The following is a 25,694-nucleotide window of genomic DNA, read 5'->3' as shown; positions in this document are numbered from 1 at the left end:
ACCTCGCTTTGTGCTCAAACTTCTCAACCTCGAACTGTAACACGGTTACCGCTTACGGATTACCAATTAGCGCTCCTCTCCTATATAATGCGTTTGCTCTGTATTACCAGGCATAACGCTTGCATATTTGATCTGTTTTCTGTATACTTACGAAAGTAAAATACTACCCCAATGAATAAAAAAGATATTACTACCGCATTTCGGAGCGTAGATACAGCTTCCGATATAGACTTTATCCTTCAATTCCTGGACACCGTAAACCAAAACCCCACTGTAAAAGAAGGGAAGCGCCTTGTCGAAGAACAGATGCAGATTCGCCCGGGAGACCAAATACTGGACGTAGGGTGCGGAACCGGTGATGATACCAGGCGCATGGCAGAACTCACGGGTAAAGCCGGAAAAGTTACCGGTGTGGACATCAGTGAAAATATGGTAGCCATGGCCCGTACCCGTCATGGCGGTACAGGTCTTCCTGTAGAATATGTTACGGCTTCTGCCGATAAAATGCCGTTTAAAGATGCATCTTTTAACAGTTGCCGTATGGAAAGGGTGCTGATACATGTAGAAAACCCAGGAAAGGTTATCGACGAAATCATTCGGGTTACCAAACCAGGCGGGCGGGTGACGATCCTCGATATGGAAACGGATGCTATTGCCATATACCACCCCGACAGGGAACTCAACCGGAAGGTGCTGCGTTATATAAGTGATAATATCCGTAACGGCTGGATAGGGTCTCATTTGGGCTTTATGCTGAAATCCAGGCAACTCGAGGATATTAAGGTAATACCCCATCTTTTTACCACGGATTATAAGTTTCTGAAACTCTTCTTTAGCCCGCTCCTGGCCACATCAATAGAGAAAGGGGCATTAAAACAACAAGAGGTCGATCGCTGGTGGAGCGCCCTGGAAGAAGCCGACAAACAAGGATTTTTCTTACCCACCTTCCAGGTATTTATCGCATCCGGACGCAAAGCGTAGGGACAAATATGTTGTATACCACATTTCCTCCGCTCCATCCGGTCTCCATAAAAGGAACATAAGCCGGGATAAAATGGAATTTCTATCGATACATGGATCAAAATCAATTTTGACAGGTATAATAATTTTAAATCAAAACCATGAAAAAGATACTTACGCTGACCTTAATTGTACTTCTTATTTGGAGTTGTTCCGGTAACGATGAGGATTCAAATTCCATAGTAGGAAACTGGAAGCTCACAGAGGCTGAATTTTATAGCCCTGAAGGAGGTGGTTCTTCCGAAAGTTCCATAGATTATTCCAACGAAAACATTCTGTACAATTTCCGGTTCAACGGAACTTTAGTTGTTTCCGGTGGTGAAAATGCCGGTTATGCCAACGGAGAATATGAATATACTTTCGAAAAAGACTATCTCGGCGGATTGCCGGAAGGTACTAAAGTCTGGTTGGTAAAAATCAACTCCACCAAATGGGCTTATAATGTATCGGATGGCGTTATGACCATAAGTACTTCTTATGTGGACGGGCCTACTCTAAAATTTGAACGGAAATAGAAAATTTCTCACCCGGTTCCGGTTTGAATATAGTGGAAATGAGGTTCTGTCATAAAAAGCGTTGCGGTCAAAAATAAAAAATAACGGTATCTTTAAAAACATGAAAAGAGCCTTATTCATTTTATTGTTATCTATAGCCGGGAGTTTTCCAGCATCTGCACAAAGCATAAAAGAACTCTCTGAAACAGATAGACTATTCGTAACCGCAAAGGTCTGGGGATTTTTAAAATATTACCATCCCAATGTGGCCGGAGGGGCGTTGGATTGGGACCAGCAATTGTTCGGCCTCCTGCCCCGGGTAAGAAAAGCGATGACCAAAGATGAGCTTTCCGAAGTAATGTTCCGTTGGATAAACGAACTCGGGGAAATCCGGGAATGTAAACGTTGCAAAGCAACCGAGGAAGACGTGTTCGACAAGAATTTTGACCTGTCCTGGATACGGGACCCCCGGTATTTTAACGAGGAGGTATCTGGCAAGCTGGAATTTATACGAAATAACAGGTTTCAGGGAGATCATCATTACGTCGCCATCGGGCAAAGAAACACTATTGAAATACAAAATGAACCGGAATACAAGGATTTTGATTATACAGAGGAACAATACAAGCTACTGGTATTGTTTCGATACTGGAATATTATAGAATACTTTTACCCGTATAAATACCTCACCGATCAGCATTGGGATGATGTGCTGCTGGAAATGATCCCCAAATTCCGGAACGTGTCAAACCAAGCATCATACCGCCTGGCCGTTCAGGAACTCTTGGCCAGGATGGATGACACCCACGCCCGGGTAATGTTTGATGGTGTAACCCGCAATTATTTACCTGTGAAAATTAAAGAAATCGAGGGGAAAGCAGTGGTTTCCGGTTTTTTTAACGATTCGATCGGTAAAGCCAGCGGATTTAAACCGGGGGATATTATTTTACGGGTAAATGGTATGGACGTAGAAAAGAAAATGCCCGAAGCATTGCCATATACTTCCGGTTCCAATACAAACGTTAAACGAAGAAATGCCTACTACCGTATTTTAAAAGGAAAAGACAGTATTGCGGATATAACCATCTTGCGAAAGAGGGATACCATACGCTTACGGGCCAAAAGATATGCCTATAAAGATTTTTATAAGAACCTTAATCTTCCGGATACTGCAAAATGGAAAGAGATTAACAGCTCCATCGGTTATATGAATATGGCCCATGTAAACGGGGATGAAGCATCCGAGATCATGGAGAGATTTATGGATAAGAAAGCTATAATCATTGATCTGAGGAATTATCCCCAATTTATCTACCATGTCGTATCGAGATATCTGAACGAAAGAAAAAAGGATTTCGCCAGGATATACATTCCGCAGATCTCCTGTCCGGGCAAATTTAAATTCGTTAAAAATGAACGTGCCGGGATAAAAAACAGAAATTATTTCAAGGGCAAGGTGTTACTTTTGGTAGATGATGAATCCCTTAGCCGGTCTGAATTTACGGTGATGGCATTTCAAACGGCTAATAACGTCATTACTGTGGGGAGCCAAACAGCGGGAGCGGACGGAAATGTGACTACTATTAAATTAGCCGATGGCACCAAAACATATACTACAGGTGCAGGAGTGCTGTACCCGGACGGAACGCCCACCCAACGCACAGGAATTAAAATTGATGTGGAAGTAACACCTACTATAAAAGGCCTGCAAAAAGGACGTGATGAGGTTTTGGAGAGAGCAGTCGAACTGGTTGAGGAATAAAGAAAAAGGATTAAATCCAACACGACATAACTATGCTTCGGGCATATCCCCCACTCCAACCGGTTCCGGTTTGAGCATAACGGAAAAGAGAGACTATCGTAAAAAAGCATCTGTTATATTCCATAGAAGGAATCTTCCAAAGAAGCAGGTATAGTTAACGAGCTTCAAAAACACAAGAAGATAAATACCCCCAAATGTTCACCTCCATCGCCTTCCATAAAAAAACCGTATTTTTAAAAAGCAATACAACCCGTTTTCAAAAAGCAATATGAAATCAAAGCTCCTTATCCTGCTGTGTTCCTGTTTTTTCCTGGTACATTGCACAAAAAATAAACCCGGTATTACCGCCCCGGTAAAAGAAGTATCGGAAACTCTATACGGTATGGAGATCACGGACCCTTACCGCTATATGGAAAACCCGGAGGATAGTACGGTGATACAGTGGTATAAAGCCCAGGAAACCCACACACGGGATATCCTCGGAACTATCCCGGGAAATACGGCTCTGCGGGAAAAGATCAACGACGCCGCAACGCCAGGTTCATTTACCGTATCTGATTTGAAGGTAACAGATAACGACCACTATTTTTACCTGAAAAAAACACCGGCAACCAAAGTAGCTCGGCTGTATTACCGCAAAGGGTTTGACGGCAGCGAAACCGAATTATTTGACCCTTCGGAATACAAGTCCGAAACGGGAGGCACCTATCTGATAAATTATATCAAACCGAATTGGGACGGTTCCAGGATCGTTATCAGCCTAACCCGGAACGACGAAGAGTTTGCCGACCTGTTGGCTTTGGAGGTTCGATCGGGGAGAAAGATATGTGAAGTACATGGCCATAATTCTCCCACCAATTTCGGAGGGGTACAGTGGCTTCCCGACAGTTCAGGTTTTATATATACCTATGTTCCCGTCACCGATACCAAATCTGACAATTACCTGTTAAATACCGGGGCGGTAGTCTACAGACCCGGGCAGGACCCCGCAGACCTGCAATACATTCTTTCGGCAAAACACCATCCGGCCCTGAATATTGACGCCGCAGACTTTCCCATGGTTTATTATACTAACCCGAAGAACAAGTATGCTTTGGGAATTATAGGCGGGGGCGGAAAATACCGGGATCTGTATTATACCGAAGTTGCCCGTTTCTCCGGGAAGGATAAAGTGACGTGGACTCCTTTGTTTCATGAAAAAGATAAGACACGAAAGTATCTCCTGGAAGGCAACGAGTTGTATTTTTTATCCTTTAAAAATACCCCGCATGGCAAAATCTGTAAAACTACCTTGGACGATACGAATGCCGGGGATACAGAAACCCTGGTCAAAGCTGATACCACGGCTATTATAACGGATTATGCCGTAACCAAAAACGGGCTGTTCTACGTAAAAACCAAAAACGGTGTAGAAGCTCGCCTATACCGGGCAAAAGAAGGTTCGGACGAAGAAATTGTCCTCCCGAAACCCTCGGGCAGTATTGACCTGGAATCCAAAGGAGCGGCATACGATGAACTGTGGATAGAAGTCGAAGGCTGGACCAACAACAAGACACGCTACCGTTACAACAATACCGACGGTACATTTACAACGGAAAACCTCGCCCCGGTGGTGACTTACCCCGAGCTGGAAGATGTAGTGGTCGAGGAAATCGAAATTCCTTCACATGACGGGGTAATGGTACCCTTATCCATAATCTATAAAAAAGACCTGGTAAAAAACGGTAAAAACAAAATGCTCATTAACGGGTATGGTGCGTTCCGGTGGTCCAATTCACCCTATTTATATCCGTATTTGTTGCATTGGGTAAGCGAAGGAGGGGTATACGCCGTAGCCCATATCCGGGGCGGTGGTGAAAAAGGCGATGCCTGGCATAAAGCTGGCTTTAAAGCCACAAAACCCAACACCTGGAAAGACTTTATCGCCTGCACGGCATACCTGATCGACGAAGGCTATACCTCCCGCGAACAAACAGCGGCCTGGGGGGCCAGCGGCGGCGGGATCAACATAGCCCGGGCCATTACGGAGCGTCCTGACTTATACGCAGCTGCAGTGATAAGAGTAGGCGTCATCAACACCCTGCGTTCGGAATTTGCCCCCAACGGTCCCAATATTGCCAGGGAACTGGGAACGGTTAAGGATTCTGCAGAGTTTAAGGCCCTCCTGGAAATGGATGCCTGTCACCACGTAAAGCATGGTGTAAAATATCCGGCCGTATTGCTGACCGCCGGCATGAACGACGCTCGTGTCCCCGCATGGCACTCGGGCAAATTTGCCGCACACCTGCTAGCCGCAACTGCCTCGGACAGACCAATATTGCTTTCAATAGATTTTGAAGGAGGGCATGGTTTTGATGCCAGTAAAGACAAAAAAAATGCAGAACTGGCCGATATACTTTCCTTTTTATTCTGGCAAACAGGGAATGAGGATTATAAGAAAGAATGACCCAGTCGCTACCGATGGTTACCTGAATAAAAAACATCAAAAATATAAACACATTTATACATTCCCAAAGACAATCTATTTTCAAAAGCAATATGAAATCAAAACTCCTTATCCTGCTGTGTTCCTGTTTTTTCCTGGTACATTGCACAAAAAACAAACCCATTATTACCGCCCCGGTAAAAGAAGTATCGGAAACCCTATACGGTATGGAGATCACAGACCCCTACCGCTATATGGAAAACCCGGAGGATAGTACGGTGATACAGTGGTATAAAGCCCAGGACAAACACACTGCGGCAATGGTACACAAGATTCCGGGAAGAGCCCGTTTACTGGATACCATAACCAAAATTTCAGGTGCCATGCCTTATGCTGTATCCCGGTTAAGCATAACCGACCAGGACAACTATTATTACCTGAAGAAGAACTCCGGAGAAAATACGGCCCGGCTCTATACACGTCACGGCTTTGATGGCAGGGAGAAGTTATTGTTTGACCCTGCAACACAGGCCCCGGGAAAGGAAAAACTCATTAATTATATCCGGCCCAGCTGGGATGAATCCAGGATCGTTATCGGCCTTACCGAAGAGGATAAGGAGTTTTCCTCGCTGGTCATCCTGGATATATCCACCAAAACCCTGCTGCCCGACCGGCTGGGGAATTGCTGGCCTTATGCCCTGGGCGGCGTAGCATGGTTGCCGGACAATTCGGGCTTCCTCTACACTTATGTCCCGGATATTGATTCGAAATCGGAAAACTATTTGTTTAACTCCCGGGTAGTAGTCCATAAAATCGGTAATGCTCCCGAAACTTTGCAAGAGGTATTTTCGATGCGTCACAACCCCGGGATCGGCTTTAAGAAGGAAGATTTTCCTCTGGTATCTATATCCAATCCGGAAAACCGGTTTGCTTTGGGGGCTGTGGCAGGAGTGTCCCGGTACAGGGACACCTACTATACTACGGTAGACGGGCTTTCCAATAGAAAAGCAACATGGAAGCCTTTGTTTAAAAAGAGCGATATGATCCCGCGGTATTATTTGCAGGGAGATAATCTTTATTTCCTGTCAGCAAAAAACAGCTCCAATTTTAAAATTTGCAGAACCTCCCTAACCAATCCCGATTTTAAAACACCGGAAGTCCTGGTAGAAGAAGACACCACGGCAGTGATCACGGATTTCACGTTAACGCGGGAAGGGCTGTTTTATGTAAAAACCGCCAACGGGGTCAATGCCAGGCTTTACAAGCTGCAAGAGGGAAAAATCACGAATATTCCCCTGCCCAAACCTTCCGGTTATATCAATGTCAGCTCCAAAGGCCCAAAGCACAACGATCTGTGGGTAGAGATCGAGGGGTGGGCCAACAACAGGGAACGCTATCGCTATGTAAACAATAGGTTTACTACAGAAAACCTCTCCCCGGTAATAACCTACCCGGAGTTGGAAGATGTAGTCGTTAGGGAAATCGAAATTCCTTCGCACGACGGAGTTATGGTGCCCTTATCTGTTATTTATAAAAAAGGCATGGAGAAAAACGGTAAAAACCGGGTATTATTAAATGGTTACGGGGCGTATAAATGGTCTAACTCCCCTTATTTATATCCGTATTTACTACACTGGATCAGGGCCGGGGGCATCTATGCCGTAGCCCATGTTCGGGGTGGCGGTGAGAAGGGCGACACATGGCATAAGGCGGGTTTTAAAACCACAAAACCCAACAGCTGGAAAGACTTTATCGCCTGTACGGAATACCTCATCAATGAAGAATATACCACGAATGAACGCATGACTGCCTGGAGTGCCAGTGCCGGGGGAATTACCATAGGCCGGGCCATTACCGCACGCCCCGACCTGTATGCCGCGGCATTTATCCGGGTGGGTGTGTTAAACACGCTACGCGCGGAATTTGCCCCCAACGGACTGAACAACACTAAAGAGTTCGGTACAGTAAAAGACTCGATAGAGTTTATGGCCCTCCTGGAGATGGACGCTTTTCACCACATAAAAAAGGACGTAAAATACCCGGCGGTATATCTGACCGCCGGCCTGAACGACGCCCGTGTAGCCGCCTGGCAACCCGGAAAATTCGCCGCCCGCCTGCAAGCCGCTACAACTTCGGACAAACCGGTACTTCTCGATGTGGATTTTAAAGGCGGACACGGGTTTGAAGCCAATGAGACCCGAAAAAACGAAGAATTGGCCGATATTATGGCTTTTATGTTGTGGCAAACAGGACATGAGGATTATCAGAAATAATGATAGTTCCCATTCCTCCCGGTCCTCGTTTGAACACAGTGGAACCAGAACCTGTCGTAAAAACCCTTTTTAACGCTTTTGATTTCCGGTTTCAGACATTTTGAATTACATTTAACCGTAGCAAAATACGGGACCATGAAAAAATTATACTTAATCCTATTTTCCTTACTGATGTTAACCCATATAAGCAATGCACAAAACCTCAATCCCGTTTCCTATAAAGACGGGGATCAGCGATTAAACGGACTGGTAACCTCCAACACCGGTAGAGACTTACCCGGCGTTTTAATTCTCCCGGCCTGGAAAGGTATTGACGACGAAGCCAGAACAGCAGCCCAGGAACTGGAAGCAGAAGGCTATATTGCTTTTATAGCCGACATTTACGGCGAAGGGAATATCCCTGCGGACAATACCTCGGCATCGAAGGCATCCGGCTATTACAAGACCAATTACAAAGCCTACCAGCACCGCATATCCCTGGCCCTGGACCAGTTGAAAAAAGCCGGGGCCGATGCCGGGAAGATCGCGGTGATCGGCTATTGCTTCGGCGGAACCGGAGCCCTGGAAGTGATGAGAGCCGGACTTCCCGTAGAAGGCGTCGTGAGCATTCACGGGGGATTGGGCAAGGATGAAAGCCGGCCCAACGGGAAGATCAAAACCAGGGTGCTTATCGAAAATCCGGCAGAAGACAAAGGGGTAACCCCCGAAATATACGATGCCCTGGTCCGGGAATTAAAAGACGGCAAAGCCGACTGGCAGATCATTACCTATGCCAACAGCGGCCATACCTTTACCAACCCGCAATCTCCCGAATACAACGAGGTCATGGCCAAAAGAGCATGGAACCATACCCTGATGTTCCTGGAGGAAATCCTGAAGTAATCACTGATACGGGAATACACTTGCAACCATCCGGCACTTGTATCGCCTGTTTCCGGTGTTTCCTACTTACAGACCCATAACGGAAAATGCAGATCTTCGTTGAACAACTCTTCGGTAACACTTCCTACCAAAAGAGAAGAAAAGGTATTTCCTCCTTTATCCGATACAAAAAACAGGTCGGTCTTTTGCTTTTTGCCGTATTGGATAAGTGTTTCCGAAATACTGGAACTCCTTCCCGGAACGATTTCCAGCGGAATATCTTCTGCACCGGGAACCTTTTTCATAAACTTGCGCCCCTTTTCGGCCGTGTGTTTTTCCACTACAGGCATCAGGGTTTCCTTGGGTAAATAAGGCGCGAATTGAAGCGGTACATTATAAATATGTACAGCCTTTACTGCTGCCGATACCGCTTTTCCCACCACCTGTGCCATGGAAAAACTGCGCCTGGAGGCACTGGAAAAATCTGTTCCTACCCGGATGTATTCGATTTTGGTCCTGGTTTCCCGGGGAATGCTCAGGATGTGACAACGGAGCATTCTCAGAAGTTTTCCGCTAACGACCCCGGTACCCTTCACCCGGTTCTTACTGCCCACCAGGGTGAGGTGAATAGCATATTTGTTTACAATATAAGCAATTAAAGACTCGGTGTAGGAGTCATTGGATATAAGCACTTCCCATGCTGCTTTTCCTTTAAAGCTTGTCGCCACCTTTTCATTCAGCTCCTCTCCTATGCTTTCCTCAATATTGATATCGCCCAGCTCGTCTTCAAAAAGTTCGTTGATCTCATACTTTTTGATGTTGTGCACAAAATAAACCTTGTCCGCTTGTAATACATCAGACAGAAAAGATGCATAAGCGATCAGGGTTTCATCGATCTCCGAAAGGTCGAGGGCTATGAGTATATTTTTAATCTCGGTAATCATAATATTCCGGTATTTAGTTTTTGGTATTATCTTTTGTTTGTCTTCGTTTCAGTATATCCGATACGATATCCTTATAATTATCCAGGTCTTTCTGCTCATTTCGGCGCTGCAGCTTGCGATGGTCCTCACTGAGCCCTTTGTAGAGCGAATAGCACATGACCAGCAGGATTATAGCAAACGGCAGCCCGGAAACAATGACAGCGGTCTGCAATGCCTTGAGTCCGCCTCCTACCAGCAATACGGCAGCAACAGCCCCTTCCATGACCGCCCAGAATATCCGTTGTCCTACCGGCGAATCTATCTTTCCCCCGGAAGTAATACTGTCTACCACCAGCGATCCGGAATCGGACGAGGTGACAAAAAAGCCTGCAATCAGGATAATTGTTATAATATTCAGTACCATAGGCAACGGAAAGTCTTCCAGAAAGACAAACATCGCAATGGCTTCATCAACTTTTACCTCGTTAATCACCGCCATATTCCCGGCAAGGGCATCATGTATGGCCGTACTTCCGAAAGCATTGATCCAGAAAAAGGTAACCAGCGCGGGAAGGATCAGTACCCCCAGAATAAATTCGCGTACCGTACGCCCTTTGGATATACGGGCAATAAAAATACCGACAAACGGGGCCCAGGCAATCCACCAGCCCCAGTAAAATATGGTCCACGTATTCTGCCAGTGCATGCCGGTATAACTCTCCGTCCAGGTAGCAATATCGAGGAAATTGTACAAATAGCTTCCGGTATTTTGTACAAACGATTGAAAGATATAAATGGTAGGCCCCAGAATCACAACGAGTAGCAATAGCACTACCGCAATACGCATATTCCACTCGCTGAGGAACTTTACCCCTTTATCGACCCCGGATACCACAGAAATGGCAGCAATCAGGGTAACGCCCGCAATAAGCAGCATTTGTGTTGGAATACCTGCCGAAATATCAAAAACATGGTTCAGTCCTCCCGCAATCTGCCGCACCCCCAATCCGAGAGAAGTCGCCAGCCCGAATACCGTGGCCAGGACCGCAATAATATCGATAATATCACCGATAATCCCATAGACTTTATCCCCCAGAAAAGGATAAAATACAGAACGGATAGTAAGCGGAAGTCCCCGGGAATATGTAAAATAGGCCAGGGACAGACCTACCAGGGCGTAAACTCCCCAGGCGTGAAGCCCCCAGTGCAGAAAGGTGAAATTCATAGCTTCCTGCGCAGCTCCGATACTGCTTCCCGTACCTTTCGGAGGCGAAACAAAATGAGAAATGGGCTCCGAAACACTCCAGAAGAGCAATCCTATTCCCATCCCCGCACTGAACAGCATGGCAAACCATGACATGGTCTTAAATTCAGGTTTGGCATTTTGCCCGCCGATACGCAGGTTTCCGTAATTGCTGAACGCCAGGTAAATCATAAAAAAGAGAAAGATATTGATGGAAAGAACGAAAAACCATCCACCCATCTCCGCCACAAATTGCTGAATCTCCTGAAAATATTCTTTAGCCTTCTCTTTATATATCAATGTCAGGGCAATACTGATAATTATAATAATAGCCGATGAAAAAAATACCGGGCCGTTGACTTCCATGCCCAGTATCGATTTTTTCTCATCGCTTCGAACCACTTTTTTAGTCATAATTATTGTGTTTTCCGGTTTTAGAAATAGTATCCTATGTTAATGTTAAATCGTGCTTCCCATCGGGCATCCGGGTTTCCCCCGGCAAAGTCATCGATAAAGTTCCCGCCAAGCCAGGAGTGATTTTTACCCGCTGCAAAATCTATATATGTATATAGATTCCCGGCTGCTACACCTACGCCTGTGACATTCATATAACTATCGGAAAAATCCTTTCCGAGCTTTCGGATGCAGCCGAAATCATTGTAAAACTGTAACGACGATACGGGTCCCCACGACACGGGAACCGTATAAGCCACCGCCAGCGAAACCAGGTCGGCCCTGGCAGCAACCAGGTAAGGTGCCCCGTAGGCTGCCATGGCAATAATATCCGGACGCTCCGTATCGGGGTTCTCCGGCGCGTTGGTGTAGTGCAGAAGTTGCCATTTCAGGTTAAACGCCCGGTAATCGAGTTCGTAAAACAGGCCATAACCGTAATGATGCCCCGTTTTTTGAGTATCCAGATTATAAAGCCCGCCATATTGTGTATACCCTCCGAACTGGTGCCTGAATTCCCTGTGCTTCAGCTTGTAATACACTTTCAGGTTCAGCTGGTTTACCTCCTTATTACGGTAATCCGGATCCCCGTCCCCATCCACATCCATAGAAGCGACATCATAGGAGTACCGGCTGTGCGAAACATCCGTAGCTCCTCCGAATGCTATGCTCTCCGAATTCTTGAAAAAAGCAACCTGGTATTGCCAGCCCTCTTCCTGCTGATGAATAAATTTCACCCCGATATCATGATCGTCTTCCAGTCCTATATAATACCCGATATTGAAAAACCAGTTGTGAGAGTTGTATTGCTGAATACCAAAGGGCACCTGGGTGAGTCCGGCCTGTATGCTGTTCTTTTCATCAAAATCATAGGCCAGCCAGCCCTGTTTCAGGACACCGCCTCCAAAGGCATCGGAATAAAGCCGGTATTCCGCATTCAGCGAAATCCCCCGGTAAGAAGCCTCCGCATTAATACGAAACATATCGTACATAAGATCGCCTCCCTGCTTTTTCTGTTCTTCTTTCCAGGAGGAATAGATATAGTTAAAACGCAATGCCCCTCCGAACTTCACCACGGGCTTGTCCTGTGAACTCCCGCAAACAGGAATGAAACATAAAAAAGGAAGTAATTTTTTTAAGTATATAATCATCTTTTTGTTCGTTTCCGTTTCGCCGGACGGCGAAAACATCGTGCTGCAAATCATCTGTGCAAAAGTTGTTTTTCACAACATTTTACCGGTCTGCTTTTGCTGTAGGCAAAAACCTGAAACAGGTAAACAATGACACAGAGAACAAATTAAGAGGGGTAAACATGTTAACAATGTATGAAAAAACATACTAAATATAGTTTCTAATATACAATTTTTTCCCGAACCCTCCCCGGGAAATCCTTTAAATAAACAGTTTGAGTTATATATAGAGAGATTCTGCATTGTTGATGTCGGAAAACAGAATTGTGTCTTATCATCCTTTCCACGGTCTTATGAAATGTCCACTCCCGAATTTGTTATCCGTTTTCCCCTATGGTTTCCGCGGGAGCAAAACGGAGACAAAGGTCCTTTGTAAAAACCATTTGTACCCCATAAAAAACTCCCCCGGAAATTTTATTCACAGGAGTGTTTCGAACATCCTCATGGTTATGGATTGAAGTAGTGAATTGCGTATATTTGGATATTGGTCATCAACACAAAAAAAAGTACGGAACTAACAGAAAAAAGATGACAGAATTTTGGGAATCCAGTTTCAGGGATAAAGAAACCATGTGGGGATTTGAACCTGCCGATGCCGCAATTTCAGCAGTTGACCTGTTTCGGAATAAGGGCTTAAAAGCAATATTGATCCCGGGATTCGGATACGGTAGAAATGCAAAAATATTTACGGACCACGGATTTGATGTTACCGGGATTGAAATTTCGGAAACGGCGATCCACCTGGCAAAAAAACACTATGGGAATACTATAAAAGTATATCACGGCGGTGTTGGCGATATGCCATTTGACCAAAAAACATATGACGGTATTTTCTGTTATGCTTTAATCCATTTGCTAAACGAAAAAGAACGGGCTAAGCTGATAAAGGATTGTTACAACCAGCTGAGACCTGGCGGATACATGGTATTTGTAGCCATATCCAAAAACACCCCCACCTACGGAGAAGGAACAGCATTGAGTAAAGACCGGTTTGAAACCAGGCACGGGGTTAAACTCTTCTATTATGACCGGGAATCGGTAGATGAGGAGTTTGGCGGTTACGGCCTTCTCGAAGCTAAAGAGATAAAGGAACCGGCAAAAAATACGGAAAACAAATCCTCACAAAAATTCTGGGAAATAATCTGTGAAAAACAAAAGTAAGCATTCCTCACCATGAAAGAAAAACGGGTACGCGAAATCCGCCAGGCATTAAAAAATAGTTCGGACAGTAAAACACGGGAATCTTCAAGCCGTTTTTTTAAACAAGGAGAAGAAGCGCTGGTTTACGGTGTAAAAACGGCAGAAGTCCGCAAAATAGCAAAGGAGTTCTACAAACAGCTAAAAACACATTCCAAACAGGATATTTTCGATATTTGCGAAGAACTGTGGAAATCGGAATATCTTGAAGAAGCTATTATTGCCTGTATATTTTCAGAATCACAACATAAGAAATACGAACCGTCTGACTTTAAGATTTTCGAACATTGGGTAGAAGGTTATGTAAATAACTGGGCGGCTTGCGACACGCTGTGCAACCATACGATAGGTATGTTTGTCATGAGGTATCCGCAATATACCGACGAATTAAAGAAATGGGCAAAATCATCCGGACGATGGGTGAAAAGAGCATCTGCCGTAACCTTGATCATACCTGCCCGAAAGGGAATGTTTATCCGGGAAATTTTTGAGATTGCCGATATACTTCTTTCGGACAAAGACGATCTGGTACAAAAAGGCTATGGCTGGATGCTGAAAGCAGCAAGTGAAGCTCACCAAAAGGAGGTTTTTGATTATGTCATGTCCAGAAAAACTGTAATGCCCCGTACAGCATTGCGTTACGCGATTGAAAAAATGCCGAAGGAATTAAAAGTCGAAGCTATGAAAAAGTAAACCCCATATGTAAGAGATTCTCTCTGATAATCCCACTGTCCCCGGTTTGAACACAACAGAAAGAAGTCCCTATAGGGAACAAGTATTTGTAATAGGAACTATTGTCTTTTTATGCACAATTCCCTTCTTTTGTATGCGTAGCATGATGTATATTTGACAAACATACAGTTTTGTCGGATCGTCTTTAATCCGGTTTATCAAAAATGTATGTTTTAGAGAAGGAGCTAACAAAATTCATTAAAAATTCACACGCAGCATGTTTCGAAAATCACTATTTACCGGGTTGCTGTTGGTGTCCGTAATGGCACTACAGGCACAGGAACTGTACCATCCGCGCGATGTAAAAAAAGCCTATGAAAACCAGACCCGAAGCAAAGACGGGAAACCCGGCCCCGGCTATTGGCAGAACAAAGGGGTCTATACTATAGATCTGACCGTAAGTCCGCCGGACCGGAAAATTACGGGCAAAGAGTCCATAGTATACACCAACCACAGCCCCGACACCTTAAAAACCCTCAACTTCAAACTATTCCTCAACCAGCATAAACCGGGAGCAGTCCGGTTGGGACAGGCTTCGGAAGATTACCTTACTTCCGGAATGCATATCGATGCCTATACCGAAAACGGCGTGGCGCGGGAATGGAAAGACAAAAACGACGGTACCAACAAAATGATAGAACTGGCCACTCCCCTGGCTCCGAATGCCAGTATTACCCTGGACATTGACTGGCATTTCGAGGTATCCGTACAAAGCGGGAGAGAAGGAGCCATTGACGAAACTACTTTCTTCCTTGCCTATTTCTTCCCCAGGGTAGCCGTCTATGACGATTACCGCGGATGGGATACCGCGATCTTTAACGGATCGCAGGAGTTCTACAACGATTTTAACGATTATACCTTTTCGGTAACCGTACCTGCCAACTATATCGTATGGGCTACGGGAGACCTGCAAAACCCGGATGAGGTATTGCAGCCCCATTACGCCGGGCTCCTGGAGCAATCCATGACATCGGAGGAGGTGTTGCATATCGCAACCAAAGAAGACCTGGAAGGCCATAAGGTAACCAAGCAAAACCCTACCAATACCTGGAAGTGGAAAGCAGACGATATTACGGATATTGCCATTGCCATCAGTGACCATTACCTGTGGGATGCCGGCAGTGTTGTGGTAGACAAGGCTACCGGGCGCCGGGCCAGTGTACAGGCAGCCTATGACGAACCTTCGGAAGATTTTAAGGAGATGGTCAACTACGGCAAGCACGCCATGGACTGGTTCTCCAACAATTACCCCGGTGTCCCCTACCCCTATTCCAAATCCACCGTCGTTCGCGGTTTTGCCGATATGGAATACCCGATGATGGTCAACGACAGTTCGTTCCCCGAAGCGGAATTCGCGCGTTTTGTGCTAGAACACGAAATAGCGCATACTTATTTTCCGTTCTATATGGGAATCAACGAAACCCGTTTCGGTTTTATGGACGAAGGCTGGGCCACCGCCCTGGAATTCCTCATCGGAACCTATGACCTGGGCAAAGAAAAAGCTGTAGAAAACTTTAAAAAATTCCGTGTGTCAAGCTGGGCCAACAATGCCGATATGGAATATGACCTGCCCGTCATTACACCGCTCAACGCATTGAATGGCGTATCCATAAGGGCCAATGCCTATGGTAAAGCAGCCATCGGGTACCTGGCCATGAAGGAATACCTGGGCGATGCCCTGTTCAGCAAAGCCCTGAAAGGCTACATGGACAGGTGGAACGGTAAACACCCCATACCCTGGGATTTTTTCTATTCATTCAACGATATTGCAGGCAAAGACCTCAACTGGTTCTGGGATCGCTGGTACTTCAGCAATAATTATATAGACATCGCCATAACCGATGCCTCTTACAAAAAAAATACCCTGGCCATTACCCTGGAAAACGTAGGCGGCATGCCGGCACCCGTAACCATTATACTGACGGACAAAGACGGAAAAATGCAGGAATTTCACCAGACCCCGGCCATCTGGGAATCCAATCCCGACCGTGCAGTGGTTACGCTTAAAAACGTGAAGAATATTACAGGTATCCGCCTGGAGGGCGGTATTTTTATGGATGCGGATACTTCTAACGACAGCTATATAGTCCATTAGTTTATGGCATGGGAATGAGACACCCCGAGGTGACTGAGTGCCCCGGCGCTGCCGGGGTGTACCGAAGCCACCGGGCCGGCATAGAAATGCTTCACGACAACCTTTAAAGACAGGAATAATGCACAGCGAAACCGACAAAATAGAACTGGAATACCTGAAAATCGAAGACTATGCCGAGATTAAAGAAGCTATGGTTTCGGCCTACCATTCCATGCCGGACGATTACTGGACAAAACCCCAGATAAGAACCCTGCTGCACAAATTTCCGCAAGGCCAGGTGGTGATCAAAGTCAATGGCCAGATCGCAGGTTGTGCATTAGCTATCATTGTACATTATACCAATTTTGAAGGCAGCCATACTTTTGATGAAGTAACCGGTAACAGCACCTTCGATACGCATTCCCATGACGGGGATATGCTTTATGGTATAGACGTATTCATCATACCGGAATTCCGGGGACTGCGGTTGGGCCGAAGGCTGTACGATTACCGTAAGGAACTGTGCGAGAAACTAAACCTCAAAGGCATTGTCTTTGGCGGGAGGATCCCGAATTACCACAAATACGCAGATACTTTAAGCCCCAAAGAGTACATCGAAAAAGTACGGAGAAAAGAAATCGACGACCCGGTACTGAACTTCCAGATGTCCAACGATTTTCACCCCGCCCGCATCCTCAAAGGCTACCTGGATGGCGACAAGGCTTCCCAGGAATTTGCCGTTTTGCTGGAATGGGACAATATTTACTACGAAAAACCGACCCGGAAAGCCGCGACCCAGAAAAGTGTGGTCCGCCTGGGATTGGTACAGTGGCAGATGCGTCCCTATAAAAATGTGGAGTCCCTGCTGCAGCAGTCCGAGTATTTTATAGATACCCTATCCGGATACCGGGCCGATTTTGCCCTTTTCCCGGAGTTTTTCAATGCGCCGCTAATGGCCCGGTTCAACCACCTTTCGGAGCCGGAAGCCATTCGCGAACTGGCCAAATATACCGACAAGGTAATAGAGGAATTCTCCAAACTGTCCATATCGTATAACATCAATATTGTTGCCGGGAGCATGCCCGAAATTAAAGATGAAAACCTGTATAATGTAGGTTACCTGTGCAAAAGGGATGGCACCATAGAACGCTATGAGAAAATACACGTTACCCCGGACGAAGCAAAAGTATGGGGCATGCAGGGCGGAAAAGGACTTAAGGTCTTTGATACCGACTGCGGAAAAATAGGTATTCTTATATGTTATGACGCCGAATTCCCCGAACTCAGCCGGCTGCTTGCCGATGAGGGAATGGACATACTCTTTGTGCCTTTTTTAACCGACACCCAGAACGGGTATTCCAGGGTACGGCATTGCGCACAGGCCAGGGCTATTGAAAACGAATGTTACGTGGCCATTGCCGGTAGTGTAGGCAACCTGCCCAATGTACACAATATGGACATGCAGTTTGCACAATCCATGGTATTTACCCCTTGTGATTTTGCCTTTCCCACCAATGGTATAAAGGCAGAAGCCACGCCAAACACCGAAATGATATTACTGGCCGATGTAGACCTGGGCCTGCTACGCGAACTGCACGAGTTCGGAAGCGTAAAAAACCTGAAAGACCGGAGAACGGATATTTTTGAGTTGCGGAAGAAAAGTTAAAAAAAGAATGCGTTTATAGCTTAAATTTACAAATACGGAAACTGCCCGGAAGCACTGCATATTTAGCATCGAAAAACTCCAGTGTCCGGGACGTTTCCCCTTATGTCTAATCTGCAACCTGCAATTATGTATAAACTATCTGCCAACTATAGTAAATTCGTTCAGACATTCGATACTAAAGATGAAGTCATCAAAGAAATTGAAAAAATAATAACAGACGAGAATTCGAAAATCGGGGACCTACAGTCTTTTACTTCCAAAGCAATAACAAATAATAACTATGCTAAAAATCAATCTCTTGACTATTTGATTTCTTATGCAGATTTCATTCTCGAAGATAATTTTATATCCGGGGAAGAGTTAAATGATTTTGAAATTTTGAAAAGAATATTCAGAATAAAAGAAGGTGATTTTATCCGGTTAAAAGGCTTTCAGGTAAAAGAGATCTTGAAAAAGCAGTTTATCCGAATGTATTCGGACGATTATATAGATAAAAAAGAAGCTATCGAAAAGGTCAATCTGCAAATAATGTTCGATTTGAGTTTCGATGAATTTGAAACATTAAAAGAAGACGAAATTATTTCATCGTTACGGGGAGGTGCTAACCCTAAGGATTTGAATATTTCTAAGCTTCCTCAAAATTTCCGATTGTAAAAACGTCGTTTTACTCCACTTATACGCATTTTCGCCGTACTCCGGCGAGACTTCCCGAAGAGAATATCATACCAAACCTGGTATTTTTCTCGTTTTACGGTTTTCCATAGTATTTTTTGATAAAAATTCGGTAATTTAATCACCGGCAAAAATACCTGCCGCAAGTAGAAAAAGGTACCTAAAACGCGCAACCTTATTTCTACATAATATCGAAATTAACCGTTACTTTAACCTTAACCAACCAAAACCGATGAAAAAAGTATGTACTGTTTTAGTTGTTCTTTGTTTATCTCACCTATCCTGGTCACAGAGCGAAGGAGAAATTCAACCACAAAATCTCGAAGTCACCGATTCTGTCGGATTGGCTTCGGAAACTTCGGAAACCGAAGCGGACGAACTCAACGATACACTTAAAAAATTAAAGGAGCTCATCGATGAAAGTAATTCCGCATCTACAGAAATAGGAACCTTCCGGATTCAACCCTACGCCATTGTTTTTCCCTGGAACTCCCCGGTTAGCCAACCGCAACAGGTAGCCCTCCTCAGAAGAAGTATAGATTCCGTGAATAAGGTATTGGAATCCGAAGGAAAAGCAGCCTCCCGGGTCAATTTCACCCTGGCAGAGGCTATAAAAGATCATAAATCGCAGGAAGAAATCCTGCCGAAAGGCACGTCGGTTACTTTAGATGTAGCATATATAGACAGTGTTAAAGTTGCTGTAAATGAAGGGGTCATCGAGCACTTAAAAGTATATACCTCAGATGGGAATTCCTTTTACAACACCAAATCCCCCATTCCTATCCTGACCATTGAAAGACGATTTAATGACCGGCTTTTCAATCCGCAGAATGGCAATTTCATTTTACTCAAAGATGCTTTGTACTTTGAAGCGGACAGGCGTTTTAATTATTTCCCGGACACACAGGAACTGACTATTAAAAACACCAGGACTCCTTCCGGAATAAAAACCGGGTCCAAAAAACTGTATGCGGAGAACAGTCTGAATGCCCTGGTGAATCTCCAGGTATATTCGGATCTGTTGGGGGTTTTCGGTGACGAACCCAATGGCCTTATCCAGTTTGAAGCAAATACAAAACTTTATCTCCACAGGGCCAATTACAGGAACACCTATACATTTATGCCCTTTGATGCTATAGAGCCTTTCTTTCACTTTAACCGGATAGAAAGTAAATTCGATACCATAGTACTTTCGTCCGCCGGGGAAATCAATCGCCTGGAACTTTTCCGGCGATATACCTATGCGGTGGGCCTGGACATAAATCTGTTCCGCGGAGACTGGCGTCCTTCCAATTCCTTTGAACTCAAAGCGGGCTATATGTACAGTTCCAGCAACCTCGTCATAGACGACGAAAAATTGAATGCCGCGCTTCACACACCATATCTCGAAGCTGTCCTGAAAAGCAGGAAGCTGGACAACTTCGGAATAGATTTGAGAATACGGCACGCATGGCAGAAATTAAACCCCAATGCATATATCGAAAACGATGAGTGGAACGATCTCTTATCTTTCCGTGCCGGAGTATCTTACTTTCCGGACAAAAAAAAGACAGACAAAATTTTTCTGCGTTTTATTAACTATCTGAACCTCTCCGACCGGAAACAGGATTTCGCCTTATTGCAACTGGGCTTCAGCAAGGCTATTTCGTTTAACTAAGAACTATCCAGGAGGTAAAACATGAAAACGGTTACCTGACATTTCCACTGTTGGCATGTCAGGTAATTTAAAAGAATTTTACCCCCCCGATTCGCAAATAACACCCGAAGTTCGCACAAAGAAATAAACTTTTCATTTCAGCCTGTTTAACTCTGTTATTTCTTTGTGCCTGCTTTGTGTGCTTTGTGGTTTTGACAGAAGTTCGGGATATCTTCTTTCTACATACATAGTTACGCTACATCGTAATACTCCTGTTTTTATTTAACGACAATGTTCTCCTCAATTATTTGCCACTGCTCCCCCCCTCCGGCACAGGGCAAACGCATCTTCACCTTTGGTGTTCGGGTATTCGGGTATACGGGTATAGGAGATGGATGTGGATAACCCGTACACTCGACCACAGGCATACTCGTAGGACGAAATTAATTTTTGTCTAAACAACAAATCACTATAAATCACCAACGCCCCTCGCCTCCTCGTCTCCTTGTCTCCTTGTCCCCTTGTCATTTTGTCTCCCCGTCTTTCACCCCCCTCTTCTGTCTTCCCTTATATGGTGTGTTTGCCCTGCCGTCCGGCACCACCTACTGGTCCCTTGCCGGATTTTTGGTTATATTTGAAGATTAACGATAATCAAATCACGCCCGAACCACCTATGAAATGAGCCATAACAATTTGAGTGGATACTCCCCGATCCCGATAATTATCGGGACTATCGGGACGAAATCTTCAATGGCGAATTACATCTGACCAATTAAAAACAAATAAAAATGAACAGATGAAAGATGCTATAAAAAAGAATATAAGTTCCGGTATCGTTTCTAACTTGTTGCTACTGGTACTGATCGTATTTATCTGCCATACGCTGCAAAACATCATAGTCCCTATTTTGTTTTCCATTATCATTACGGTATTGCTCTACCCGCTTTGCCGGAGGCTGGAGAAATTCAGAATGAGCCGTTTGGGGGCCTCACTGACCTCACTGTTGCTGGCTATCCTGGTAATGCTCGGTTTGGGATATCTCCTGGTTTCCCAAACCATTAACATAGGAAATAACGCCGCGGACATTGCCAGTAAAATACAAGGGGTGGCTTATAAACTACTGGATTGGACCTCTGACCAGTTTCACATGTCTTCCTATGAACTGGGTTCCGAGATCAAGGACAAACTTTCCGACAGTATGTCCAACATGGGAAGCTATCTTACCAAAGCCCTGGGCTCTTTGGGCAATTCCCTCTCCTCTGCTATTTTGGTACCCATTATGATCTTCTTTTTCCTGTATTACCGTGACTTTTTCCGGGAATTCTTCTTCAGAGTATTTTCGTCCACTCCCAAAGAGATCATAGAGAAAGGACTGGGAAGGATTTACGAGGTTCTGAAGAGTTACCTGGTAGGATTAGTAACGGTTATGGGTATTGTGGCAGTATTGAATACTATAGGACTGTATATACTGGGAATAGAATATGCCTGGTTTTTCGGTATCCTGGCCGCCTTGCTGACCATATTTCCTTATATCGGTATTCTTGTCGGCTCGTTGATCCCCGCTCTCTTTGCCCTGGCTACCAAAGACAGCTTCTGGTATGCTGCCGGGGTTATTATATGGTTCCAGGTGGTACAGATGCTGGAAGGAAATTTTATTACCCCCAATATTGTGGGCGGAAAGGTGAGCCTCAATCCCCTGGTTTCCTTACTGTCGTTCTTCCTTGGCGGAATGTTATTCGGCCTTGCCGGAATGATCCTGGCGCTACCGTTACTCGCCATGCTAAAAGTTATTTTTGATATCATCCCGCAGACACAAGCCTATGGATTTTTGCTTAGCGAACCGGAAAAATCATACCTGCGAACGAAGAAGCAAACCAAGAAAGCCCGGGAAAAGGAAGAGGAAAAAAATGCTTCCGAAGAATAGAAAGTCATTTCAGATTTCAAATATTCCGATTGCTATCCGGGGTGGGGCCTGAGTTACGGACTCCATAGTATCCAAACCAAGGTGTCACCTGTGCCCTTTCGCAAACTACTTCTCCCGGAATAGAATACCCCGATAACTCTCCCTTGCTTTAACACCTTATGTTAATAATAGGCCAAAACCCCTGTTTTGTTAGTAAAATTCTTTCAAATTTTGTACCTTAGGTAACGAGGTTATAAAAAATAATTTATAATTAAAAAATCAGAGTTATGTCAAATAAAACAGGTGAAACAATCTTAGCATTATTAACCGGTGCAGCTATAGGAGCCGGTATCGGAATCTTATACGCTCCGGACAAAGGGTTAAACACGAGAGACAAGATAAAGAAACAGGCGAAAAAAACGCAAAAAGAACTCGAAAAGCAATTGCATAAAACACAAGCCCAGCTTATGGGTAAAGCGCATAAGGCACGGGAGAAGTTTGAAAGTAAACTCGACGATACCCTTTCCGATGCGAGTTATAAAGCAGATGACATTTTAGTTGCCCTTGAAGAAAAACTGGAGGACCTGAGAGCTAAAAATGCCAAACTTCAAAAAGACAATGCCAAATAAAAGTTGCCGGAGCAACTAAATAATGTACTTTTATGTCATTACACAGTATTTCGGAAAACGCCGAGGGCTTGAGTAAAAACACCCAGGAGTTTGTAGAAAAGATTTATGCTTACTATAAACTCAGCGTTTTTAAAAAACTTACAAAAGGCATTACTTCGATGATCATTTTTATGCTCGTCGGAGCAATGCTTTTCGGAGCAATGCTATTAATTACATTTGCCCTTGCGCTCTTTATAGGAACCTGGCTGGATAATCTGGCCCTGGGTTTCCTGATAGTAGGGGGTGTATACATACTAACAGCTCTGATTGTCTATTACGGATTCCGGAAGACCATAGAAAGGAAAGTCCTCATCCGTGCGTCACTGGACTTCTTTGACGATGATGATTAAGAAACTGTTTAAACTTTAAACTGATGAAAGTATACACCTCTTTTGAGGAAGTCAATAAGGACCTGAAAGTCCTGAGGCTTCAGAAAAACATATCTAAAGAAGAGATCAGGCTTAGCTATCACGGGCTGAAAGATGACCTGGGTTTCTTAAATGTAGTTGGCAAGACAACCGGATTTATACTGAAACGGGCGCTGGCGCTCAAAATAGTGAAGAAAATATTCGGTTGATATGAACGACGAGTTCACCATAAAAATCCCCCCGGGTAAGAGATTTATGGAGTAAGTTCCGAGGGGACAGAAAGAGTTACCGGATTCCGCGAAATCGTATCCGGTAGCTCTTTTATTTTTACAAGGTGCAATCGTTTGTCATCAAAACCACTATAAGACAGGCCAATTATAAACATTTCAGGAGGCTGTTCTTCCCTTCTTTTTTAGTACATGACAACAATTGTTTTCACTGGGTTTCTCGGAAAATCAGTTCATCCCCGACTAAAAGGGAGCGTCCCGATATTTCGGGACAGTCGAAATGGTTGGGGGTAACAATCCCGAAGGCTTTCGGGAGAGGAATTATCGAAATTAAATTTTTGTCATGCACTAAACTTCTTTTTATAATTTTCGCTTTTTTTAAAAATCCATTCCGATATAAAACAAAACCCGATAATACCGGCAGATATGATTATTCCCGTCAGATTAGTCTGGTATTGCTGATGCACCAAAACAATCAAGGCAATAATGCACAATAGAAAACCAACCAGTGCTATCTGTTTATTTCCGTTAATCTGTTTCGAGAGTTTAAACCCGGTGAAGTTTACAATACCGAAGATCAGCAGGAACCCCACACTACCTGCCGTGGAAATGCTCTCCAGGTCCAGTACATTGACCAGGATCAAGGTGGCAATAGCCGTAATCAGCAATCCTATGGGTTTATTCCATAATTGTGCAAGGAAATGATGTGGTAATTCGTCTTCTTCGGCAATTTCGAAATTAACCCTGCTTCCCCCATACAACGATGCGTTAATAGCGGAAAAAGTGGAAATCAGGGCCGCAATGGTAATAATGGTAAATCCCGTTTTCCCCAATATGGGCATAGCTGCTTCCGCCAACACATAATCCTGTGCATCCGCAATCTTCTGAAAAGGAAGAGATCCTACAGTGACCAATGCGATTGTAATATACAAAACAATGACAAAAATAATAGAGTAGTAATAAGCCCTGGCAATGTTTTTCGACGGATTGATAATATCCGGCGCTGCATTGGCTATCAGTTCAAAGCCCTCGTAGGCCACAAAAATCACCATTCCGCCGGCAAAGAGTTTTACCGGGGTCTCCCAATGATCTATAGCCAGTTGACTTATATTCGGATTGCCGATAAGGCCGTAAACACCTATTCCGATAAAACCTATGAGAATAATGAGCTTGATGATTACGGCGTATGATTCTATCTTACTCACTACCGAAATACTATAATAATTAATAGCGGTAGCCACAATGATAATAGCACTTACATAGATATGAAAATCTACGGTCTTATCACCGGTTATTTCCAGTAAATTGGGTGCATAAGAACCAAAGGCCGAAGCATACAGCGACAGCATCACAATATAACTTACCCACAGCAAATTACTCATTGCTCCGCTAAAAACGGAAACACCAAACCCCTTGTTGATAAACTTTACCGTACCTCCCCTATCGGGAAAGGACATGGATAATTTCACATAACTATAGGATGTGATCAAGGCCAGAATCCCTGCAAATAAAAAGGCTACGGGGGTTCCTCCTTTTGCCAGCGAAACCGCCAGTCCCAGGACTGCAAAAATACCCCCGCCGACCATCCCGCCTATTCCTATGGAAATGGCGTCCTTAAGTCCTATTTTTTTCATGCTATATATACGTTTAAACTATAGCGAACAAGTTAACCATAAATAATGAACCGGGCAGGTTTACGTCAAAAACACCAGAGTATAAACATATGGTCAGCTACCTCGTAGACGGGCTTGGGGGGGCTCCGCAACACAAGACATGAATCCCGTTTTAGTAAGTCAACTTAGCCATATTCCGCTACAAATTTGGTCGCATAATCAAAGGAAACTTACTGAAAAAACCGTATTTTTAAGGACGGGTAAAAATACAAACCCGGAACCCGGTGGCTGAGTGTT

At 44.5% G+C, this 25,694-nt stretch carries 20 protein-coding genes; 16 read left to right on the top strand and 4 right to left on the bottom strand.

All coding sequences use genetic code 11. From position 1 onward, the window contains the following. Window positions 1-171 precede the first annotated feature (171 nt). The 6 genes from ACVBDU_RS03960 to ACVBDU_RS03935 all read left to right on the top strand — a co-directional run bounded on the left by ACVBDU_RS03960 (window position 172) and on the right by ACVBDU_RS03935 (window position 8,856). Window positions 172-981 carry a methyltransferase domain-containing protein gene (locus tag ACVBDU_RS03960; RefSeq protein WP_447178484.1) on the top strand — a complete coding sequence of 270 codons (810 nt, stop codon included), beginning with the start codon at window positions 172-174 and terminating at the stop codon, window positions 979-981. A 140-nt stretch (window positions 982-1,121) separates the two neighbouring features. Continuing rightward, window positions 1,122-1,535: a hypothetical protein gene (locus tag ACVBDU_RS03955; protein WP_447178483.1), complete on the top strand. Its 414-nt coding sequence runs from the start codon at window positions 1,122-1,124 to the stop codon at window positions 1,533-1,535. Between the two features lie 100 nt (window positions 1,536-1,635). Then, on the top strand, window positions 1,636-3,276 hold the full coding sequence (locus ACVBDU_RS03950; protein WP_447178482.1) for a S41 family peptidase: 1,641 nt from the start codon (window positions 1,636-1,638) through the stop codon (window positions 3,274-3,276). A gap of 268 nt (window positions 3,277-3,544) precedes the next feature. Continuing rightward, window positions 3,545-5,722, top strand: a complete 2,178-nt coding sequence (locus ACVBDU_RS03945) for a prolyl oligopeptidase family serine peptidase (protein WP_447178481.1) — start codon at window positions 3,545-3,547, stop codon at window positions 5,720-5,722. A gap of 92 nt (window positions 5,723-5,814) precedes the next feature. Then, window positions 5,815-7,974: a prolyl oligopeptidase family serine peptidase gene (locus tag ACVBDU_RS03940; RefSeq protein ID WP_447178480.1), complete on the top strand. Its 2,160-nt coding sequence runs from the start codon at window positions 5,815-5,817 to the stop codon at window positions 7,972-7,974. A gap of 135 nt (window positions 7,975-8,109) precedes the next feature. After that, on the top strand, window positions 8,110-8,856 hold the full coding sequence (locus tag ACVBDU_RS03935) for a dienelactone hydrolase family protein (RefSeq protein WP_447178479.1): 747 nt from the start codon (window positions 8,110-8,112) through the stop codon (window positions 8,854-8,856). A gap of 62 nt (window positions 8,857-8,918) precedes the next feature. On the opposite strand, the gene ACVBDU_RS03930 is transcribed toward ACVBDU_RS03935, so the two are convergent. From ACVBDU_RS03930 to ACVBDU_RS03920, 3 genes are read right to left on the bottom strand one after another with little or no spacing between them, the layout of a single operon-like run. Further along, a complete protein-coding gene (locus ACVBDU_RS03930; RefSeq protein WP_447178478.1) occupies window positions 8,919-9,779 on the bottom strand; it encodes a universal stress protein in 861 nt (286 codons plus the stop codon). A gap of 13 nt (window positions 9,780-9,792) precedes the next feature. Then, window positions 9,793-11,415 carry a BCCT family transporter gene (locus tag ACVBDU_RS03925; RefSeq protein WP_447178477.1) on the bottom strand — a complete coding sequence of 541 codons (1,623 nt, stop codon included), beginning with the start codon at window positions 11,413-11,415 and terminating at the stop codon, window positions 9,793-9,795. A gap of 20 nt (window positions 11,416-11,435) precedes the next feature. Continuing rightward, window positions 11,436-12,602 carry a hypothetical protein gene (locus ACVBDU_RS03920; protein ID WP_447178476.1) on the bottom strand — a complete coding sequence of 389 codons (1,167 nt, stop codon included), beginning with the start codon at window positions 12,600-12,602 and terminating at the stop codon, window positions 11,436-11,438. A 567-nt stretch (window positions 12,603-13,169) separates the two neighbouring features. On the opposite strand from ACVBDU_RS03920, the gene ACVBDU_RS03915 reads away from it, so the two are divergent. The 10 genes from ACVBDU_RS03915 to ACVBDU_RS03870 all read left to right on the top strand — a co-directional run bounded on the left by ACVBDU_RS03915 (window position 13,170) and on the right by ACVBDU_RS03870 (window position 23,766). Further along, window positions 13,170-13,802: a class I SAM-dependent methyltransferase gene (locus tag ACVBDU_RS03915; protein ID WP_447178475.1), complete on the top strand. Its 633-nt coding sequence runs from the start codon at window positions 13,170-13,172 to the stop codon at window positions 13,800-13,802. Between the two features lie 12 nt (window positions 13,803-13,814). After that, window positions 13,815-14,531, top strand: coding sequence for a DNA alkylation repair protein (locus ACVBDU_RS03910; RefSeq protein ID WP_447178474.1), 717 nt, complete (start codon window positions 13,815-13,817; stop codon window positions 14,529-14,531). Window positions 14,532-14,787: 256 nt separating this feature from the next. Continuing rightward, window positions 14,788-16,665, top strand: a complete 1,878-nt coding sequence (locus ACVBDU_RS03905) for a M1 family metallopeptidase (protein ID WP_447178473.1) — start codon at window positions 14,788-14,790, stop codon at window positions 16,663-16,665. Between the two features lie 118 nt (window positions 16,666-16,783). Continuing rightward, the gene (locus ACVBDU_RS03900; protein ID WP_447178472.1) at window positions 16,784-18,310 is read left to right on the top strand and encodes a carbon-nitrogen hydrolase family protein; all 1,527 of its coding nucleotides are present in this window, start codon (window positions 16,784-16,786) and stop codon (window positions 18,308-18,310) included. A gap of 126 nt (window positions 18,311-18,436) precedes the next feature. Further along, window positions 18,437-18,964: a hypothetical protein gene (locus ACVBDU_RS03895; protein WP_447178471.1), complete on the top strand. Its 528-nt coding sequence runs from the start codon at window positions 18,437-18,439 to the stop codon at window positions 18,962-18,964. Between the two features lie 250 nt (window positions 18,965-19,214). Then, a complete protein-coding gene (locus ACVBDU_RS03890) occupies window positions 19,215-20,639 on the top strand; it encodes a hypothetical protein (protein ID WP_447178470.1) in 1,425 nt (474 codons plus the stop codon). 775 nt (window positions 20,640-21,414) lie between these two features. Continuing rightward, complete coding sequence (locus ACVBDU_RS03885; protein ID WP_447178469.1) at window positions 21,415-22,542, top strand: AI-2E family transporter; 1,128 nt, start codon at window positions 21,415-21,417, stop codon at window positions 22,540-22,542. A gap of 266 nt (window positions 22,543-22,808) precedes the next feature. Continuing rightward, window positions 22,809-23,150, top strand: a complete 342-nt coding sequence (locus ACVBDU_RS03880) for a YtxH domain-containing protein (RefSeq protein WP_447178468.1) — start codon at window positions 22,809-22,811, stop codon at window positions 23,148-23,150. 32 nt (window positions 23,151-23,182) lie between these two features. Continuing rightward, window positions 23,183-23,539, top strand: coding sequence for a phage holin family protein (locus tag ACVBDU_RS03875; protein WP_447178467.1), 357 nt, complete (start codon window positions 23,183-23,185; stop codon window positions 23,537-23,539). Between the two features lie 23 nt (window positions 23,540-23,562). After that, window positions 23,563-23,766, top strand: a complete 204-nt coding sequence (locus ACVBDU_RS03870; protein WP_447178466.1) for a DUF6327 family protein — start codon at window positions 23,563-23,565, stop codon at window positions 23,764-23,766. Window positions 23,767-24,125: 359 nt separating this feature from the next. Here the strand turns inward: ACVBDU_RS03870 and ACVBDU_RS03865 are convergent, their stop codons facing one another. Continuing rightward, a complete protein-coding gene (locus ACVBDU_RS03865; RefSeq protein WP_447178465.1) occupies window positions 24,126-25,418 on the bottom strand; it encodes an APC family permease in 1,293 nt (430 codons plus the stop codon). Window positions 25,419-25,694 lie beyond the last annotated feature (276 nt).

This window comes from Sinomicrobium endophyticum (genome assembly GCF_052983315.1).
Note: the sequence above shows the minus strand (reverse complement) of the source record. Positions and strands in the feature narration are given on the sequence as shown.

Coding starts and splice junctions, on each gene's coding strand:
- ACVBDU_RS03930 (WP_447178478.1), bottom strand. CDS start 9,779: ATGATTACCGAGATTAAAAATATACTCATAGCCCTCGACCTTTCGGAG.
- ACVBDU_RS03945 (WP_447178481.1), top strand. CDS start 3,545: ATGAAATCAAAGCTCCTTATCCTGCTGTGTTCCTGTTTTTTCCTGGTA.
- ACVBDU_RS03880 (WP_447178468.1), top strand. CDS start 22,809: ATGTCAAATAAAACAGGTGAAACAATCTTAGCATTATTAACCGGTGCA.
- ACVBDU_RS03950 (WP_447178482.1), top strand. CDS start 1,636: ATGAAAAGAGCCTTATTCATTTTATTGTTATCTATAGCCGGGAGTTTT.
- ACVBDU_RS03890 (WP_447178470.1), top strand. CDS start 19,215: ATGAAAAAAGTATGTACTGTTTTAGTTGTTCTTTGTTTATCTCACCTA.
- ACVBDU_RS03865 (WP_447178465.1), bottom strand. CDS start 25,418: ATGAAAAAAATAGGACTTAAGGACGCCATTTCCATAGGAATAGGCGGG.
- ACVBDU_RS03910 (WP_447178474.1), top strand. CDS start 13,815: ATGAAAGAAAAACGGGTACGCGAAATCCGCCAGGCATTAAAAAATAGT.
- ACVBDU_RS03870 (WP_447178466.1), top strand. CDS start 23,563: ATGAAAGTATACACCTCTTTTGAGGAAGTCAATAAGGACCTGAAAGTC.
- ACVBDU_RS03885 (WP_447178469.1), top strand. CDS start 21,415: ATGAAAGATGCTATAAAAAAGAATATAAGTTCCGGTATCGTTTCTAAC.
- ACVBDU_RS03960 (WP_447178484.1), top strand. CDS start 172: ATGAATAAAAAAGATATTACTACCGCATTTCGGAGCGTAGATACAGCT.
- ACVBDU_RS03900 (WP_447178472.1), top strand. CDS start 16,784: ATGCACAGCGAAACCGACAAAATAGAACTGGAATACCTGAAAATCGAA.
- ACVBDU_RS03905 (WP_447178473.1), top strand. CDS start 14,788: ATGTTTCGAAAATCACTATTTACCGGGTTGCTGTTGGTGTCCGTAATG.
- ACVBDU_RS03925 (WP_447178477.1), bottom strand. CDS start 11,415: ATGACTAAAAAAGTGGTTCGAAGCGATGAGAAAAAATCGATACTGGGC.
- ACVBDU_RS03955 (WP_447178483.1), top strand. CDS start 1,122: ATGAAAAAGATACTTACGCTGACCTTAATTGTACTTCTTATTTGGAGT.
- ACVBDU_RS03920 (WP_447178476.1), bottom strand. CDS start 12,602: ATGATTATATACTTAAAAAAATTACTTCCTTTTTTATGTTTCATTCCT.
- ACVBDU_RS03895 (WP_447178471.1), top strand. CDS start 18,437: ATGTATAAACTATCTGCCAACTATAGTAAATTCGTTCAGACATTCGAT.
- ACVBDU_RS03940 (WP_447178480.1), top strand. CDS start 5,815: ATGAAATCAAAACTCCTTATCCTGCTGTGTTCCTGTTTTTTCCTGGTA.
- ACVBDU_RS03875 (WP_447178467.1), top strand. CDS start 23,183: ATGTCATTACACAGTATTTCGGAAAACGCCGAGGGCTTGAGTAAAAAC.
- ACVBDU_RS03915 (WP_447178475.1), top strand. CDS start 13,170: ATGACAGAATTTTGGGAATCCAGTTTCAGGGATAAAGAAACCATGTGG.
- ACVBDU_RS03935 (WP_447178479.1), top strand. CDS start 8,110: ATGAAAAAATTATACTTAATCCTATTTTCCTTACTGATGTTAACCCAT.